Source organism: Curtobacterium sp. 22159 (assembly GCF_052045775.1).
Lineage (GTDB): Bacteria > Actinomycetota > Actinomycetes > Actinomycetales > Microbacteriaceae > Curtobacterium.
The window spans coordinates 231,726-246,353 of the sequence record NZ_JBQEPN010000004.1 but is presented as its reverse complement, the minus strand read 5'-3'; the positions used below and the strand labels follow the sequence as shown (position 1 = coordinate 246,353).

At 70.7% G+C, this 14,628-nt stretch carries 14 protein-coding genes; 3 read left to right on the top strand and 11 right to left on the bottom strand.

Annotated features, from left to right (window positions below):
* Positions 1–216: 216 nt before the first annotated feature.
* Genes ACTJKO_RS06935 through ACTJKO_RS06920 form a run of 4 tightly spaced genes read right to left on the bottom strand, consistent with a single transcriptional unit; the run spans position 217 to position 4,248 of the window.
* Positions 217–1,026 carry an ABC transporter ATP-binding protein gene (locus ACTJKO_RS06935; protein WP_440687044.1) on the bottom strand — a complete coding sequence of 270 codons (810 nt, stop codon included), beginning with the start codon at positions 1,024–1,026 and terminating at the stop codon, positions 217–219.
* Entirely contained in the window at positions 1,023–1,907 is an 885-nt protein-coding gene (locus ACTJKO_RS06930) for an ABC transporter ATP-binding protein (protein WP_440687042.1), read from the bottom strand. The genes ACTJKO_RS06935 and ACTJKO_RS06930 overlap by 4 nt, the downstream gene beginning before the upstream one ends.
* A complete protein-coding gene (locus ACTJKO_RS06925) occupies positions 1,900–2,886 on the bottom strand; it encodes a branched-chain amino acid ABC transporter permease (protein WP_440687040.1) in 987 nt (328 codons plus the stop codon). The genes ACTJKO_RS06930 and ACTJKO_RS06925 overlap by 8 nt, the downstream gene beginning before the upstream one ends.
* Before the next feature lie 12 nt (positions 2,887–2,898).
* Positions 2,899–4,248: a branched-chain amino acid ABC transporter permease gene (locus ACTJKO_RS06920; RefSeq protein ID WP_440687038.1), complete on the bottom strand. Its 1,350-nt coding sequence runs from the start codon at positions 4,246–4,248 to the stop codon at positions 2,899–2,901.
* Positions 4,249–4,589: 341 nt separating this feature from the next.
* On the opposite strand from ACTJKO_RS06920, the gene guaB reads away from it, so the two are divergent.
* The gene (gene guaB, locus ACTJKO_RS06915; protein WP_440687036.1) at positions 4,590–6,092 is read left to right on the top strand and encodes an IMP dehydrogenase; all 1,503 of its coding nucleotides are present in this window, start codon (positions 4,590–4,592) and stop codon (positions 6,090–6,092) included.
* A gap of 68 nt (positions 6,093–6,160) precedes the next feature.
* Here the strand turns inward: guaB and ACTJKO_RS06910 are convergent, their stop codons facing one another.
* The gene (locus ACTJKO_RS06910; protein ID WP_440687034.1) at positions 6,161–6,961 is read right to left on the bottom strand and encodes an SDR family oxidoreductase; all 801 of its coding nucleotides are present in this window, start codon (positions 6,959–6,961) and stop codon (positions 6,161–6,163) included.
* A 242-nt stretch (positions 6,962–7,203) separates the two neighbouring features.
* Between ACTJKO_RS06910 and ACTJKO_RS06905 the strand changes: the two genes are divergently transcribed.
* The gene (locus tag ACTJKO_RS06905; RefSeq protein WP_440687032.1) at positions 7,204–8,535 is read left to right on the top strand and encodes an ABC transporter substrate-binding protein; all 1,332 of its coding nucleotides are present in this window, start codon (positions 7,204–7,206) and stop codon (positions 8,533–8,535) included.
* A 186-nt stretch (positions 8,536–8,721) separates the two neighbouring features.
* Here ACTJKO_RS06905 and rarD read toward each other — a convergent pair whose 3' ends face one another.
* Together rarD and groES are read right to left on the bottom strand one after the other, a co-directional pair.
* Positions 8,722–9,684 (bottom strand): EamA family transporter RarD, encoded by a 963-nt coding sequence (gene rarD / locus ACTJKO_RS06900; RefSeq protein WP_440687030.1) that lies wholly within the window; start codon positions 9,682–9,684, stop codon positions 8,722–8,724.
* Between the two features lie 134 nt (positions 9,685–9,818).
* Positions 9,819–10,115 (bottom strand): co-chaperone GroES, encoded by a 297-nt coding sequence (gene groES, locus ACTJKO_RS06895; protein ID WP_440687028.1) that lies wholly within the window; start codon positions 10,113–10,115, stop codon positions 9,819–9,821.
* Positions 10,116–10,275: 160 nt separating this feature from the next.
* Between groES and ACTJKO_RS06890 the strand changes: the two genes are divergently transcribed.
* Positions 10,276–11,478: a class I SAM-dependent methyltransferase gene (locus ACTJKO_RS06890; RefSeq protein WP_440687026.1), complete on the top strand. Its 1,203-nt coding sequence runs from the start codon at positions 10,276–10,278 to the stop codon at positions 11,476–11,478.
* Positions 11,479–11,561: 83 nt separating this feature from the next.
* Here ACTJKO_RS06890 and ACTJKO_RS06885 read toward each other — a convergent pair whose 3' ends face one another.
* From ACTJKO_RS06885 to tsaB, 4 genes are all read right to left on the bottom strand, one after another.
* A complete protein-coding gene (locus ACTJKO_RS06885) occupies positions 11,562–12,344 on the bottom strand; it encodes a DUF4190 domain-containing protein (protein WP_440687024.1) in 783 nt (260 codons plus the stop codon).
* 83 nt (positions 12,345–12,427) lie between these two features.
* Complete coding sequence (gene tsaD, locus ACTJKO_RS06880) at positions 12,428–13,483, bottom strand: tRNA (adenosine(37)-N6)-threonylcarbamoyltransferase complex transferase subunit TsaD (protein WP_440687022.1); 1,056 nt, start codon at positions 13,481–13,483, stop codon at positions 12,428–12,430.
* Positions 13,470–14,000 (bottom strand): ribosomal protein S18-alanine N-acetyltransferase, encoded by a 531-nt coding sequence (gene rimI, locus ACTJKO_RS06875; protein ID WP_440687020.1) that lies wholly within the window; start codon positions 13,998–14,000, stop codon positions 13,470–13,472. Before rimI ends, tsaD begins: the two co-directional genes overlap by 14 nt.
* Positions 13,997–14,623 carry a tRNA (adenosine(37)-N6)-threonylcarbamoyltransferase complex dimerization subunit type 1 TsaB gene (gene tsaB / locus ACTJKO_RS06870; RefSeq protein ID WP_440687018.1) on the bottom strand — a complete coding sequence of 209 codons (627 nt, stop codon included), beginning with the start codon at positions 14,621–14,623 and terminating at the stop codon, positions 13,997–13,999. The genes rimI and tsaB overlap by 4 nt, the downstream gene beginning before the upstream one ends.
* Positions 14,624–14,628: the final 5 nt, after the last annotated feature.

The window sequence follows — 14,628 nt, the reverse complement described above, 5'->3', positions numbered from 1 at the left end:
ACCTACCAGGCGCCGCGGGTGGCGCAGCGTCAGTTCCGGGCCGTGCTGCGGGCCGCACCGCCCGCGTTCGGGGGCCGACCCGCGTGGCAGGGCCGCGCCTCCCGGCCCTGCCCCCAGCGGTGAGGAGCGGGGCCGTGCGGCGCTGAGCGACCACGCACGACCCCGCTCGGTGCGGGCACCGCCCCCACAGCGGCGCCCACGGTCGACCCCGCTCGCTCAGCGCGCGGCGTCGACGTCCTTGGCGAGCGTCCCCAGGTACAGCTCGATGACCTTCGGGTCGTCGGCGAGCTCCTTCCCGGTGCCCGAGTACGCGTTCCTCCCCTGGTCGAGCACGTACCCACGATCGCAGATCTGCAGACAGCGTCGCGCGTTCTGCTCCACCATGACGATCGACACTCCGGCTTTGTTGATCCGTCGGGTGCGGATGAACGTCTCGTCCTGTCGTACCGGCGACAGCCCGGCGGAGGGTTCGTCGAGCAGCAGGACCTTCGGGTCCATCATGAGCGCCCGCGCCATCGCCACCGACTGCCGCTCGCCGCCGGACAGCGAACCGGCACGCTGCCCGCGCCGCTGCCCGAGGACGGGGAAGAGGTCGTAGATGACCTCGAGGCGCTCGGCGAACTTCTTCGGGCGGAGGTACAGCCCCATCTGCAGGTTCTCCTCGATGGAGAGCGACGGGAACACGTTGTTCGTCTGCGGCACGAAGCCCACGCCGGCCTGCACGAGCTTGTTCGCCTTGAGGTTCGTGATGTCCTCGCCCTGCAGGCTGACCGACCCCTCGCGGATCGACACGAGGCCGAACAGCGCCTTGAGGAGCGTCGACTTGCCGGCGCCGTTCGGGCCGATGATGCCGATGAGCTCGCCCGGGTAGCAGTCCAGGTCGCAGCCGTTCAGGATGTTGACCCCGGGCAGGTAGCCGGCGACGAGGTTCTTGGCGCTGAGCACGGGTTCGCCGCGGTCCAGGGTCGCGGCCGGGGCCGGACTGGAGGCGCTGCTGGCGTTCGTGGGGTCCGTCGCGTCCGTCATCGGGTCGCCTCCTGCTCGTCTTCCTCTGCTACTTCCTCGGCCAGCTCCTCGTAGGTCTCCTCGGTGAGGAGCGAGTCGTCGCCCAGGTCGGTGTCGTGGTGGGCGCCGAGGTACGCGTCGATGACGGCCCGGTCGTCCATCACGGTGTCGGCCGGTCCCTCGGCGACGACCTTGCCCTCGGCCATCACGACCACCCAGTCCGAGATGTGCCGGACCATGTGCATGTCGTGCTCGACGAAGAGCACGGTCATCCCGTCGTCGCGGAGGGACTGGATGTGCCCGAGGAGCGACTGGGTGAGGGCCGGGTTCACGCCCGCCATCGGCTCGTCGAGCATGATCATCGTCGGATCGGACATGAGCGCCCGCGCCATCTCGAGGAGCTTGCGCTGGCCGCCGGACAACGAGCCGGCGTAGTCGTCGCGCTTCGTGTCGAGCTTGAACCGCGCGAGGAGGTCCTCCGCCTTCGCGGTGATCTCGCGCTCGCGTCCCCGCCAGAGTGCCGGGACGAGGCCGACGAAGAAGTTCTCGCCGGGCTGGTCGCGGGCGCCGAGGAGCATGTTCTGCATCACGGTCAGACGGCTGAGCGCCTTGGTGAGCTGGAACGTGCGGACCATGCCCTTGTTCGCGATGTGCACGGCGCTCGTCTTCTGCAGGGCCTCGCCCGCGAAGGTGGTGCGGGCGCCGGGGCTCGGCTTGTCGAAGCCGGTCAGCAGGTTGAAGAACGTCGTCTTGCCGGCGCCGTTCGGTCCGATGAGGGCGGTGATCGAGCCCCGCTGGACCTCGAGGTGGTCGACGTCGACGGCCGTCATGCCGCCGAAGTGCCGGGTGACGCCGTCGACCGTGAGGATCGGGTCGGCCTTGGGGTGGCGGTACTCAGACACTGAACGTCAGCTCCTTCTTGTTGCCGAGGAGTCCCTGTGGACGGAAGACGATGAGGAGCATGAGGGCGACGCCGACGAGCACGTAGGAGAACTGCTCCGCCTGCTGCTGGTTCATGATCGAGTCGGGGATGAAGTCGCTCGCCACCGTCCGGATGAACAGCCGGACGACGAAGAACAGCACCGCGCCGAGCACCGGACCGAACACCGTCGCCGCGCCGCCGAGGATGAGCGCCGTCCAGATGAAGAACGTCATCGAGCGGCCCATCGCGTCGGGTTGGACGGAGCTCGGCAGGACGTAGACGATCCCGGCGAGCGCCCCGAGTGCGCCACCGAACACGAGCGCCTGCATCTTGTACGAGTAGACGTTCTTGCCGAGGGAGCGGACGGCGTCCTCGTCCTCGCGGATGGCCTTGACCACGCGACCCCAGGGGCTCCGCATGAGGAGGAACAGCACGAGTGTGAAGAGGGCGACGAGGCCCCACGCGACGATCCGGATCCACCAGCCGTTGACGCCGTTGTTGGCGTAGCTGAACCAGAGGACCGAGGTCGTGCCGTCGGGCAGCGGGCTGAGCGCGGTGAACGGGGCGCGGTAGCTCGATCCGGTGATGCCGTTCGAACCGCCGGTGGTCGTCGTGAGCAGGCTCGACCGTCCGACCATGCGGATGATCTCCGCGCCGGAGATCGTGACGATCGCCAGGTAGTCGCCGCGGAGCCGGAGCGTCGGGATGCCGAGGATGACCGCGAACACGATGGCCACGACGAGGGCGACGAGGACCGCGACGACGAACGGCAGTCCGTTCGTGATCGAGATCGCGAAGCCGTAGGCGCCGAGGAGCAGGAACGCCGCCTGGCCCATGTTGATCAGGCCGGTCAGGCCGAAGTGGACGTTGAGGCCGATCGCGGCGAGGGCGAACGCCGCCGTGGTCGGGGCGAGGGCCTCCTGGGTCAACGAGGAGAGGAGGGAGAGGATGTAGTCCATGACGGTCGCTCCTTAGCCGATCCGCTCGGCACGGCCGAAGATGCCCTGCGGCCGGAACAGCAGGATGAGGATGAGGATCACGAGCGCGGTGGCGTACTTGAAGTCGCCCGGCAGCACCAGGTTCGTGAGCTCGACGACGACGCCGATGATCATCGAACCGGCGAGCGCGCCGTACGCGGTGCCGAGGCCGCCGAGGGTGACGGAGGCGAACATGAGCAGGAGCAGCTGGAGCCCGGTCTGCCAGTTCACGCCGTTCAGCACGAGGCCGAGCATCACGCCGGACAGCCCCGCGAGGCCGGCGGCGAGCGTCCACACGAACCGGATGACCCGGTCGACGTCGATGCCGGACGCGCTGGCGAGGGCGGGGTTGTCCGACACCGCCCGGGTCGCGCGGCCGAAGCGGGTCTTCGCGAGGAACAGGCCGGTGCCGACGAGGACGACCAGTGCGATGGCCATGGCGACGTAGGACTGCACCGTCAAGGTGAGTCCGGCGAACGTGACCGTCTGCGGGTTGCCCTGCTGGATGCGGACCGTCGAGGCCCCGAAGAAGTACTGGAACGCGTACTGCGCGGCGATCGACAGGCCGATGGTCACGATCATGAGCTGCGTGAGGCTGATCCGCCGGCGGCGCAGGGGGCGCCAGATCGCGGCGTCCTGGAGGTACCCGGTCGCGGCGCAGAGGAGCGTGACCACGATCCCGGTGAGCCAGATGTTCCACCCGAGCTGGTTCGCGAACACGTACGCGAGGAGGCCGCCGAGCGTGACCTGCTCGCCGTGCGAGAAGCTCGACAGTCCCGTCGTGCCGTAGATGAGCGACAACCCGACCGACGCGAGGGCGATGAGGAGCCCCAGCCGGATGCCGGACGCGAACTGCTGCCAGGCGCGCGCCGGGGTGACGCTCGAGGAGTCGTCGGTCGTGGTGACGCCCTGTTGGTCGGACAGCTGGAAGATCTGCCCGACGTTCTGGTTGAGGTTCGCCTGCACGGTGCGCTTGGCGTCGGCGGCGTTCGTCAGGTACTGGCCCTTCGGCAGCGTGTCCTGGTCGACGCTCACCGTGTACCGCCCGGCCGTCTCGACCCGGACGGACCAGCGGCCGGTGTCGCGCGTCGTCGCGGTCTGCGCGAAGCCGCCCGGACCGGCGACGGCCACGTCCACGCCCTCGACCGGTCGGCGGTCGGAGTCGGTGATCGTGCCCTGGATGCAGCCGTTCGTCGGGCTGACCGTGCAGGGCTGCGTGCTCGTCCCTGCGCCGGTGCTCGCGGACGCGCTCGCGGTCGGGGACGCCGTCGCGCCGTTCGCGGGCGCGGTCACCGCCCAGTCGATGAGGAAGGTCGCCAGGAACGCCACGATCAGGACGGCCATGACGACCGGTCGCGTGCGCCCCCGACGGAGGCGGAACCGGTGCGCGTGCACCGGTCCCGGAGGAGTGATGGATCCCACGGAAGAGCCTCTCGTTCGGATGACGAGTGACGCTATGGGGATTGTGTGACACCCATGTTTCCATCACGTTCCCTGCACGATTCGTGCCGGAACTGTGACATTGCGCAGGATGGCTGCGTGACGGAGTCGAGCCGCGCCTCCCGGCCCCCGCGCGTGCCGCGCGACGGAATGCGCGCGCGGACCTGCGCGTTACCATGGCTCACCGGGATCTCGACGGCGCGCCCCCGGCACCCACCACTTCACCTCGCCCACGAAGGGGACCCATGGACCAGCCGGATCCGTTCGGATTCATCGGACTCACGTACGACGACGTCATGCTCCTGCCCGGGCACACCGACGTCATCCCGAGCGAGGCGTCCACGACGTCCCGGCTCACCAAGCGCATCGACGTCCACGTGCCGCTGCTGTCGGCCGCGATGGACACGGTGACCGAGGCCCGCATGGCGATCGCGATGGCGCGCCAGGGCGGCATCGGCATCCTGCACCGCAACATGTCCATCGCGGACCAGGCTGCCGCGGTCGACAAGGTGAAGCGGTCCGAGTCGGGCATGATCACGAACCCGGTGACCACGTCGCCGGACGCCACCGTTGCCGAGGTCGACGCACTCTGCGGACAGTTCCGGGTCTCGGGCCTCCCGGTGGTCGAGGGCGACGGCACCCTCGTCGGCATCATCACGAACCGCGACATGCGCTTCGTCGCCCCGTTCGAGCAGCAGTCCACGCTCGTGCGCGACGTCATGACGAAGGCACCGCTCGTGACCGCCCCGGTCGGCATCGACCCGGACGACGCGGTCGCGATCTTCGCGGAGCACAAGATCGAGAAGCTGCCCCTCGTCGACGAGTCGGGCAAGCTCAAGGGCCTCATCACCGTCAAGGACTTCGACAAGAGCGAGAAGTACCCGGACGCCACGAAGGACGAGGGCGGCCGCCTCCGGGTCGGCGCGGCGATCGGCTTCTTCGGGGACGCCTGGCAGCGCGCGACCGCCCTGCTCGAGGCCGGTGTGGACGTGCTCGTCGTCGACACCGCCAACGGCGAGAGCGAGGGTGTGCTCGACATGGTCCGGCGCATCAAGGCCGACCCGGCGTTCGCGGGCGTGGACGTCATCGGCGGCAACGTCGCGACCCGTGCCGGCGCGCAGGCGCTCATCGACGCCGGGGTCGACGCGGTGAAGGTCGGCGTCGGACCGGGCTCGATCTGCACCACCCGCGTCGTCGCCGGTGTGGGCGTGCCGCAGGTCACCGCGGTGTACGAGGCATCCCTGGCCGCGCGCGAGGCCGGCGTGCCGGTGATCGCCGACGGCGGCCTGCAGTACTCGGGCGACATCGCGAAGGCCCTCGTGGCCGGTGCCGACACCGTGATGCTCGGGTCGCTCCTCGCCGGCACCGACGAGTCCCCCGGCGACCTGGTGTTCGTCAACGGCAAGCAGTTCAAGGCGTACCGCGGGATGGGCTCCCTCGGCGCGCTGCAGACGCGCGGCAAGAAGACGTCGTACTCGAAGGACCGGTACTTCCAGGCGGACGTCCCCTCGGACGACAAGCTCATCCCCGAGGGCATCGAGGGCCAGGTGCCCTACCGCGGCTCGGTGGCGAACGTCGTCTACCAGCTCGTCGGCGGCCTCCGGCAGTCGATGTTCTACGTCGGCGGACGGACCGTCCCGGAGCTCAAGGCCCGCGGCAAGTTCGTCCGGATCACCGCGGCGGGGCTGAAGGAGTCGCACCCGCACGACGTTCAGATGGTCGTCGAGGCGCCGAACTACAGCCGCTGACCCCAGCGCGCACGAAGGGCCCCGTTCCGTCACGGAACGGGGCCCTTCGTCGCGCTACGCCGAGGGCGCTACGCCGAGCGCCAGTCGTTCGACGTGATGTGGCTGCCGCCGTGCGGGCCCATCTGGAGCATCCCGCCGTCGACCGGCAGCGACACCCCGGTGATGTACGACGACGCGCGTGAGGCCAGGAACGCGACCGCCGCCGCGATCTCCCACGCGTTGCCCGGACGCCCGAGCGGGACGCCCGGTCGGTCGATGGTCTGCGGGTCCTCGTCCTCGGCGCCGGTCATCCGCGTGGCGATCTCCCCCGGGGCGACCGCGTTGGCGGTGATCCCGTACTGCGCGAGCTCGATCGCGACGGTCTTGAGGAGCCCGCCGAGCCCGTGCTTCGCGGCGTCGTAGGCGCTCGACCCGTACCGCGGCTGGTGTTCGTGGACGCTCGTGATGCCGATGATCCGCCCGCCGTTCCCCGCGGCGACCATGTGCTTCGCCGCCGCCTGGATCGTGACGAACGCCCCGTCGAGGTCGGTCGAGACGGTGTGCCGCCACTGCTCGAGCGTCATCTCGAGGAACGGCGCGTTGTCGCCCGTCCCGGCGTCGGCGACGATGACGTCCACGCCGCCGAGCTGGTCGACGAGACGGTCGATGACGGCTCCGGCGGACGCCAGGTCGGAGACGTCGATCTGCTCGACGTACGCCTGGCGTCCGAGTTCGCGGACCTCGGCGGCGGTCGCTTCGGCGCGCTCGGGCTCGGACAGGTAGGTGATGCCGATGTCCATGCCCGCGCTCGCGAGCGCCACGGCCGTCGCGCGACCGATCCCTGATTCCGAACCGGTGATGATCGCCCTCGTGGGCTGGAAGTCACTCATGGTGCGGAAGGTACGCCGCGCCTCCAGGACGCCCTGCCGGGCCGTCCACCGAGCGCGAGACGGGCACGAGACGGGCACGAGACGGCCGAAGGGCGACAGCCACGGCCGCCACAGCCCCGCGTCACGTCTGGGTAACGAAACACTTTGCGTACCGCCCCGTCACGCGACCGAAACACCGTGACCCTACGTTCTCTCACATCCCCAGCGGGCCTGAAGTCCCGCTCAGAGAAAGGGCACCACGGATGATCCGAACCACCCGTGCCACCACGGCACTGGCGGTGGCGGGAGCGGCAGCGCTCCTCCTCGCCGCGTGTTCCACCACCTCCGGCGACACCGCTCCGTCCTCCTCCGCCTCCGGCGGCGCGAAGAAGGACCCCGCCGCGAGCTGCAAGGCCCCCGACACCCCCAGCACGGAGGCGCTGAAGATCGGCACGATCCTCCCGCTGACCGGCTCCCTCGCGTACCTGAACCCGCCGGCCGAGTCCGGCGTCGGCCTCGCGGTCAAGGACATCAACGCGGCCGGCGGTGTGCTCGGCAAGGACGTCACGATCGCCCCGTCCACGGACTCCGGCGACAGCAACGACATGACCGTGTCGAACTCCGCCGCGACGAAGCTCGTCAACGCGAAGGTACCGGTCGCGATCGGCGCGGAGTCCTCCAGCGTCACGCTCAACGTCATCGACCAGCTCACGAGCAACTGCATCGTGGAGATCTCCCCCGCCAACACGGCGACCGACCTCTCCGGCTACTCGTCGTACTACTTCCGGACCGCTCCGCCGGACTCGGTGCAGGGCTCGGCGCTCGGCCAGCTCGTCACCGGTGACGGCAACGCGAAGGTCGCCTTCCTCGTGTTCAACGACACGTACGGCACCGGCCTGCGCAACAGCGTCCAGGCGGCCGTCGAGGCATCCGGCGGCACCGTCGTCTACGGCGCGAAGGGCAAGGGGCAGGAGTTCCCGCCCGGCCAGACGACGTTCTCGTCCGAGGTCACCGCGGCGCTCGCCACGAAGCCGGACGCGATCGTGATCCTGGCGTTCGACGAGACGAAGTCGATCATCCCCGAGCTGAAGTCGCAGAACGCCGACATGTCGAAGATCTACATGTCGGACGGCAACACGGCCGACTACTCGAAGGACTTCGACAAGGGCACGCTCACCGGCGCACAAGGCACGATCCCGGGCGCCTCGCCGAAGGACGACTTCAAGAAGCAGCTCGCCGACTTCTACAAGCAGTCGTCGGGCAAGGACCTCGCCGACTACTCGTACGCCGCGGAGTCGTACGACGCCACCGTGCTCGCCGCCCTCGCCGCGGTGAAGGGCAAGGGCACCGACTCGGGCACGATCCAGGCGAACATGGCCGCGGTCTCCGGGAAGGACGGCGGCACCACGTGCGCGTCGTTCAAGGCCTGCGCGGCCCTGCTCGACAAGGGTGAGGACATCCACTACACGGGCCCGTCCGGCATCGGTCCGTTCGACGCGAACAACGACCCGTCGAGCGCCTACATCGGCATCTACAAGTTCGACGGTGACAACAAGCCCGTCTACCAGAGCGCCATCCAGGGCTCGGTGAAGTAGGGCGGATCCGGTCGATCCCACTGGGCCCGAGTCTCGGCTGCGCGACGCCGAGACCCGGGCCCAGCGACGTTCCTCGGGCTGTGCCGCGCGAGATCGGTCGCCCAGGACGGGGCTCGGGGTGCGCGGGCCGAGTCCCGGGGCCGGCAGCGGGGAGCGGGCACGGACGGGAGGCGCGGTGCGGCTCCGTCAGGCGGGCTCCGCCGCGGCGGGTGCCAGGGCCCGGCGCCTCGATGCCCGAGCGGCCGCGAAGGAGTCCACCGTCAGCAGGACGAGCGCCAGCCAGACGATCCCGAAGCCGAACCACCGCGCCCCGGACATCGGCTCGTGCTGCACGACGACACCCACGAGCAGCTGCATGATCGGCGCGAGGTACTGCGTCAGCCCGAGCGTCGACAGGCTCACCCGCCGCGCCGACGACGCGAACAGGAGCAGGGGCACCGCCGTCGCCGGCCCGGTCAGCACCGTCACGAGGACGTGCACCCAGCCCGCACCCGCGAACGTCACACCGCCGTCGAGCCCCGTCACACCGAGCACCACGAGGGCGACCACCGCGATCGGGAGGAGCCACACCGTCTCGATCGTCAGCCCGCTCAGCGCGTCGACCGTGCCGCCGACGCGCTTCTTCACGAGGCCGTACAGGCCGAAGGAGAACGCGAGCGCGAGGGAGATCCACGGCATCCGCCCGTAGCCGACCGCGATGACGACGACGGCCACGACACTGATGCCGACGGCCGTCCACTGCAGGGGACGGAGGCGTTCGCGGAGCACCACGACCCCGAGCGCGATCGTCACGAGCGGGTTGATGAAGTACCCGAGTGCCGCCTCGACCGTGTGGCCCGTCGTGGTCGCCACGACGTACACCGTCCAGTTCACGAGGATGAGCACCGCGGCGAGCCCCATCACGAGCATCACCCGGCGCTGCGCCATCAGGGAACGGGTCCGCAGCCACGACCGGGTGACGGCGATCGCGACGGCGCAGAACACCAGGCCGAAGACGATCCGCCAGGCGACGATCTCGAACGCGCCGGCGGGGGCCATCGCCGCGAAGAGCAACGGCATGAGTCCCCACAGGCCGTACGCGACGACCGCCTGCACGACACCGACGGATGCCTCACTCCGGACGGGACGCGCGGGGGTCGGTTCACTCACGGAACCATCCTAGGAAGGGCCGCCGACGCTGCGGACCGGCACCGCGCCTCCAGGCCCGCGCCCACGACCGCCGGACGCACGAACGCCCCGCCGGCTGCGAGCCGGACGGGGCGTTCGTGGAGTGACGGCTGGACTCAGCCGACGACGACTGCGAGGACGTCGCGGGCCGAGAGGACGAGGAGGTCCTCGCCGGAGTACTTGACCTCGGTTCCGCCGTACTTCGAGTAGATGACCTTGTCACCCACGGCGACGTCCAGCGGGACGCGGTTGCCGTTGTCGTCGATACGACCCGGACCCACGGCGACGACCTCGCCCTCCTGGGGCTTCTCCTTCGCGGTGTCCGGGATGACCAGACCGGAAGCGGTGGTCTGCTCCGCCTCGACCTGGCGGATGACGATGCGATCCTCGAGCGGCTTGATGCTGACGGCCACGGTGACCTCTTCTTTCTCGGTACTGACTCGGTAGAGATGAAAACCGGGTTGGCACTACGCACAGGAGAGTGCCAACGCCAACTCTAGGGCGTCCGCTGGCACTCGGTCAATCCGAGTGCCAGCACAACTCCCGGACCGGGCGACCTGGGAGGATCGACGGGTGGAAGCCGCCGACCTCGCCCAGCTGCTCACCCCCGAGGGGATGGCCCTGCTCGACCGTACGCCTGCCGTCTCGGACGGCGGCGAGATCGTCCGGGTCGTCTCGCGGCTGCGCTCGGAGGGGCACGACCCGGGCCTGGTGGCCGCGGTCCTCACGCAGGCGAAGCTCCGGCAGAAGGCCCGCACGAAGTTCGGCGCGTTCGCGAGCCGGATGCTCTTCACGGAAGCCGGACTCGAGCAGGCGACCCGACTGCAGGTCGCCGCACAGCACGCCGGTCGGTTCGCGGCCGCGGGCCTCACACGCGTCGCGGACCTCGGCTGCGGGATCGGCGGCGACGCGATGGCGATGGCCGCGCTCGACCTCGACGTCACCGCGGTCGACCGCGACGAGGTGACCGCTGCGGTCGCCACGCACAACCTGTCGCCCTGGGACACCGCCCGCGTCGAGCTCGGCGACGCAGCCGACTTCGACCTCGCACGCGTCGACGGCGTCTGGATGGACCCAGCACGTCGCACCGCGGGGCACGCGAACACGAATCGGCTCGCCGACCCCGACGACTGGTCGCCGTCGCTCGACACCGTGTTCGCCGCCGCCACCACGACCCCGACCGGCGTGAAGCTCGGACCGGGAGTCGACCGCGACCTCATCCCCGACACCGCCGAGGCGCAGTGGACGTCCGTCGACCGCGAGGTCGTGGAGCTCGCCCTGTGGTTCGGGCCGCTCGCCAGGCCGGGGGTCCGTCGTGCCGCGACCGTCATCGGTGCGCACGGCGTGGCGGAGCTGACGGGCGCGTCCGACGCTCCCGACGTCCCGGTGGGCGGCATCGGACAGTACCTGTACGAGCCCGACGGCGCCGTCATCCGCGCACGGCTCATCGGCGACGTCGCGCGGTCGATCGACGGGCACATGCTGTCCGACGGCATCGCCTACATCGCCTCGGACCGAGCCGTGCAGACGCCGTTCGCGCAGACCTTCCGGGTGCTCGACACGATGCCGCTCGACGTGAAGCAGCTCGCCGCACGGCTGGCCGCCGACGGCATCGGCACCGTGGAGATCAAGAAGCGCGGGGTCGACGTGGACCCGGCGCAGTTCCGGAAGCGGTTGCGGTTGCGGGGGACGGGGCGGGTGACGCTCGTGCTGACCCGACTGGAGGGGCGGCACGCGGCGATCCTGTGCGAGCGGGTTGCCGACGTGGCCGGGTAGGACCGACACGGTCCGGGAAGACCGGACGCGCACGACCCCGCCGGCCGGTGGCCGACGGGGTCGTGGTGGTCCTGCGGCGGTGCCTAGCCGATGAAGGCGCCGGAGTCGTAGCCGGAGTCGTAGTCGGAGTACCCGCCGTGCGTGCCGGCGATGATGCCGAAGATCACGAAGGCCCCGACGAACAGGATGAACAGGCCGGTCATGATCCACCCGCCGATGACGCCCGCGAGCGCGAGCCCGCGTCCGCCTTCGCCGCTCTGCTTGATCTTGCCGAGGGCGATGTGGCCCATGATCGCGCCGGCCGGGCTCGTCAGGATGATGAGCGGCCAGATGATGACGCCGCCGAACGCGAAGATGATCGAGAGGATCGCGAGGACGTTCGTCTTCGGGCGCTGCGCGTAGGGCTGGTAGCCAGCCGAGGCGTACCCGGCGGGAGCGGCGTAGGGGTTCTGCGGGGCGGCGTACGGATTCGAGCCGCCCTGCGCGCCGTACGGGTTGCCGTTCGGCCCCTGCGGTGCGGCGTACGGGTTCTGGGGTGCGCCGTAACCAGTTTGGCCGGGAGCAGCGTACGGGTTCTGCGGAGCGGCGTAGGGGTTCTGCGGAGCCGCGTAGGGGTTCTGCGGCGCCCCGTACGGGTTCTGCGGGGCCGTGTGCCCCTCCGACACTCCCTGGGCCGCCGCGCCCTGGCCGGACTGTGCCCACGGATCGGTCGGAGCCGCCGACGGGGCCTCGGGGGCGGATGCGCCGTACTGCTGCGGACCGCCGGATCCGGGCTGGGCGGCACTCGACGGTGCCTGCTCCCGCGCGGACGCGTCGTTGCCCGGGTTCGTCTCGCCCGGCTTCGGCCACTCGTTCTGATCGGACACCGTCCACCCCTCTCGGCACCGCGTTCGTCGGTGCCCTGTGAATCCTCCCACAGACGCCCTCAGGAGCGCGCGGAGAAGACCGGTCAGACCTGGACGGTCGTCACCGGCAGCGTCGAGTCGGCGGCGATCCCGAGGTCGCTCGGGGCGTGCCCCTCCGCGACGAGCCGGGCCCCGATCGCCGCGATCATCGCTCCGTTGTCGGTGCAGAGGTCGAACGGCGGGATCCGCAGCTCGATGCCCGCCGCCGCGCACCGCTCGGTGGCGACCTGGCGGAGGCGGGCGTTCGCCACCACCCCACCGCCGAGCAGGAGCCGGTCGACCCCGGCGTCGCGGCAGGCGTTGATCGCCTTCGTGACGAGCACGTCGACCACGGCCTCACGGAAGCTGGCGGCGACGTCCGCCACGGGGACCTCGCGCCCCTCGTCACGGCAGCGCTCGACCCACCTGGCGACCGCGGTCTTGAGCCCCGAGAACGAGAAGTCGTACCGGTGCTCAGCCATGTCCTTCGGCAGGGTGAGTCCGCGCGGGAACCGGATCGCCGTCGGATCACCCTCGGCAGCCGCCTTGTCGATCTGCGGACCGCCGGGGTACGGCAGACCGAGGAGCCGCGCGACCTTGTCGAACGCCTCCCCCGCGGCGTCGTCGATCGTCTCGCCGAGCAGTTCGACGTCCCCGACGAGGTCCTTCACGAGCAGCAACGAGGTGTGTCCGCCGGAGACGAGGAGCGCCACCGTCGGCAGCTCGATCTCGCTGCCGTCCGCACGCAGGACGTCCGCGCCGACGTGACCGACGAGGTGGTTCACGCCGTACAGCGGCTTGCCCGTCGCCACCGCCAGCGCCTTCGCGGCCCCGACCCCGACCATGAGCGCGCCGGCGAGCCCCGGGCCGGCGGTCACGGCGACGGCGTCGAGCTCGTCGAGGGTCACACCGGCCTGCTGGAGCGCGGCCTCGAGCGTCGGGGTCATGGCCTCGAGGTGCGCCCGCGCTGCCACCTCCGGCACGACACCGCCGTACCGCGCGTGCTCCTCCATGCTCGACGCGATGACGTTCGCGAGCAGGGTGCTCCCCCGGACGATCCCGACGCCGGTCTCGTCGCAGCTCGTCTCGATCCCGAGCACGAGTGGTTCAGCGGTGCTCATCGAGTGTCTCCTGTCCGATCGGCCCGGGCCCCTCCGTCGGCGGCGTCAGCGATGCGCGCATCACCCACGCGTCGACCCCGTCGGGCTGGTAGTAGCGGGGGCGCACGGCGATCCGCTCGAACCCGAACGCGGCGTACATGGCCTGCGCGACCGGGTTGTCGGCGCGCACCTCGAGGAACACCTCGTGCACGCCACGACGACGTGCTTCGCCGAGGAGCTCGGTGAAGAGCACACGTCCGATGCCCTTGCCCCGATGGTCCGCGGCGACCGCGATGGTCTGCACGTCGGCGACGGGGTTGCCCGCGAGGGACGACAGGCCCGCGTACCCGACGATCGTCGGCGCACCGTCCTCGGTGGTCTCGACAACGACGTAGTAGCCGTGCGGTGAGTACAGCTCGCCGGACATCTGCGACGCGGACCACGCGTCCGTCGGGAACGAGGCGTGCTCGAGCCACATCACGTCGTCGAGGTCCTGCGGGTGGGCGCGCCGCAGGCGCAGCCCGTCGGGCAGGGTCACTGCTTCACCCGCTTCGGCGCCCCCGGCATCGTGACGTCGGGGTCGCGGAGGTAGAGGGGCGCGTCCTCGGCGAAGGGCGCACCGGAGGCGAGCCGGTCCGCGGCGAGCGCGCCGAGCCTCCAGGCCGGGATCGACGCTGCCGTCACGCGGTCCCAGCCCACGGCTGTCGGACTGGAGGCGCGGATCGCCTCATCCAGATCCGCTGGCTTCGCGAGTCCGGGACCCGCGACCCGCGTGCCGGCCTCGTCGTAGGCGCTCCAGTAGACCTCGCGCCGACGGGCGTCCGTGAGGACGACGAACGGGCCCTGCTGCGCCTGGTCGGCCGCGACGGCGTCGTGGCTGACGAGCGGCAGGAACGGGACGCCGCGTGCCGCTGCGAAGGTGCGGGCGGCCGCGATGCCGACGCGGAGGCCGGTGAACGGGCCGGGGCCCATGCCGGCGACCACGCCGGTGACGTCGGCGGCGGCGATGCCGGCCTCGTCGAGGACCTCGGCGAGGAAGGGGCCGATGACCTCGGCGTGACGGCGGCTGTCCTCGGTACTGCGGGTCGCTCGTGCCAGACCTGTGCTCGGGTCGACCGCGGCGACGGAGGTCCCGGCGGAGGTGTCGATCGCGAGCAGCACCCGTC

Bases quoted from the DNA above. Each gene is read 5' to 3' on its own strand.
- ACTJKO_RS06935 (WP_440687044.1), bottom strand. From the start codon at position 1,026: ATGACGGACGCGACGGACCCCACGAACGCCAGCAGCGCCTCCAGTCCG.
- ACTJKO_RS06925 (WP_440687040.1), bottom strand. From the start codon at position 2,886: ATGGACTACATCCTCTCCCTCCTCTCCTCGTTGACCCAGGAGGCCCTC.
- ACTJKO_RS06920 (WP_440687038.1), bottom strand. From the start codon at position 4,248: ATGGCCGTCCTGATCGTGGCGTTCCTGGCGACCTTCCTCATCGACTGG.
- guaB (WP_440687036.1), top strand. From the start codon at position 4,590: ATGGACCAGCCGGATCCGTTCGGATTCATCGGACTCACGTACGACGAC.
- ACTJKO_RS06910 (WP_440687034.1), bottom strand. From the start codon at position 6,961: ATGAGTGACTTCCAGCCCACGAGGGCGATCATCACCGGTTCGGAATCA.
- ACTJKO_RS06905 (WP_440687032.1), top strand. From the start codon at position 7,204: ATGATCCGAACCACCCGTGCCACCACGGCACTGGCGGTGGCGGGAGCG.
- tsaD (WP_440687022.1), bottom strand. From the start codon at position 13,483: ATGAGCACCGCTGAACCACTCGTGCTCGGGATCGAGACGAGCTGCGAC.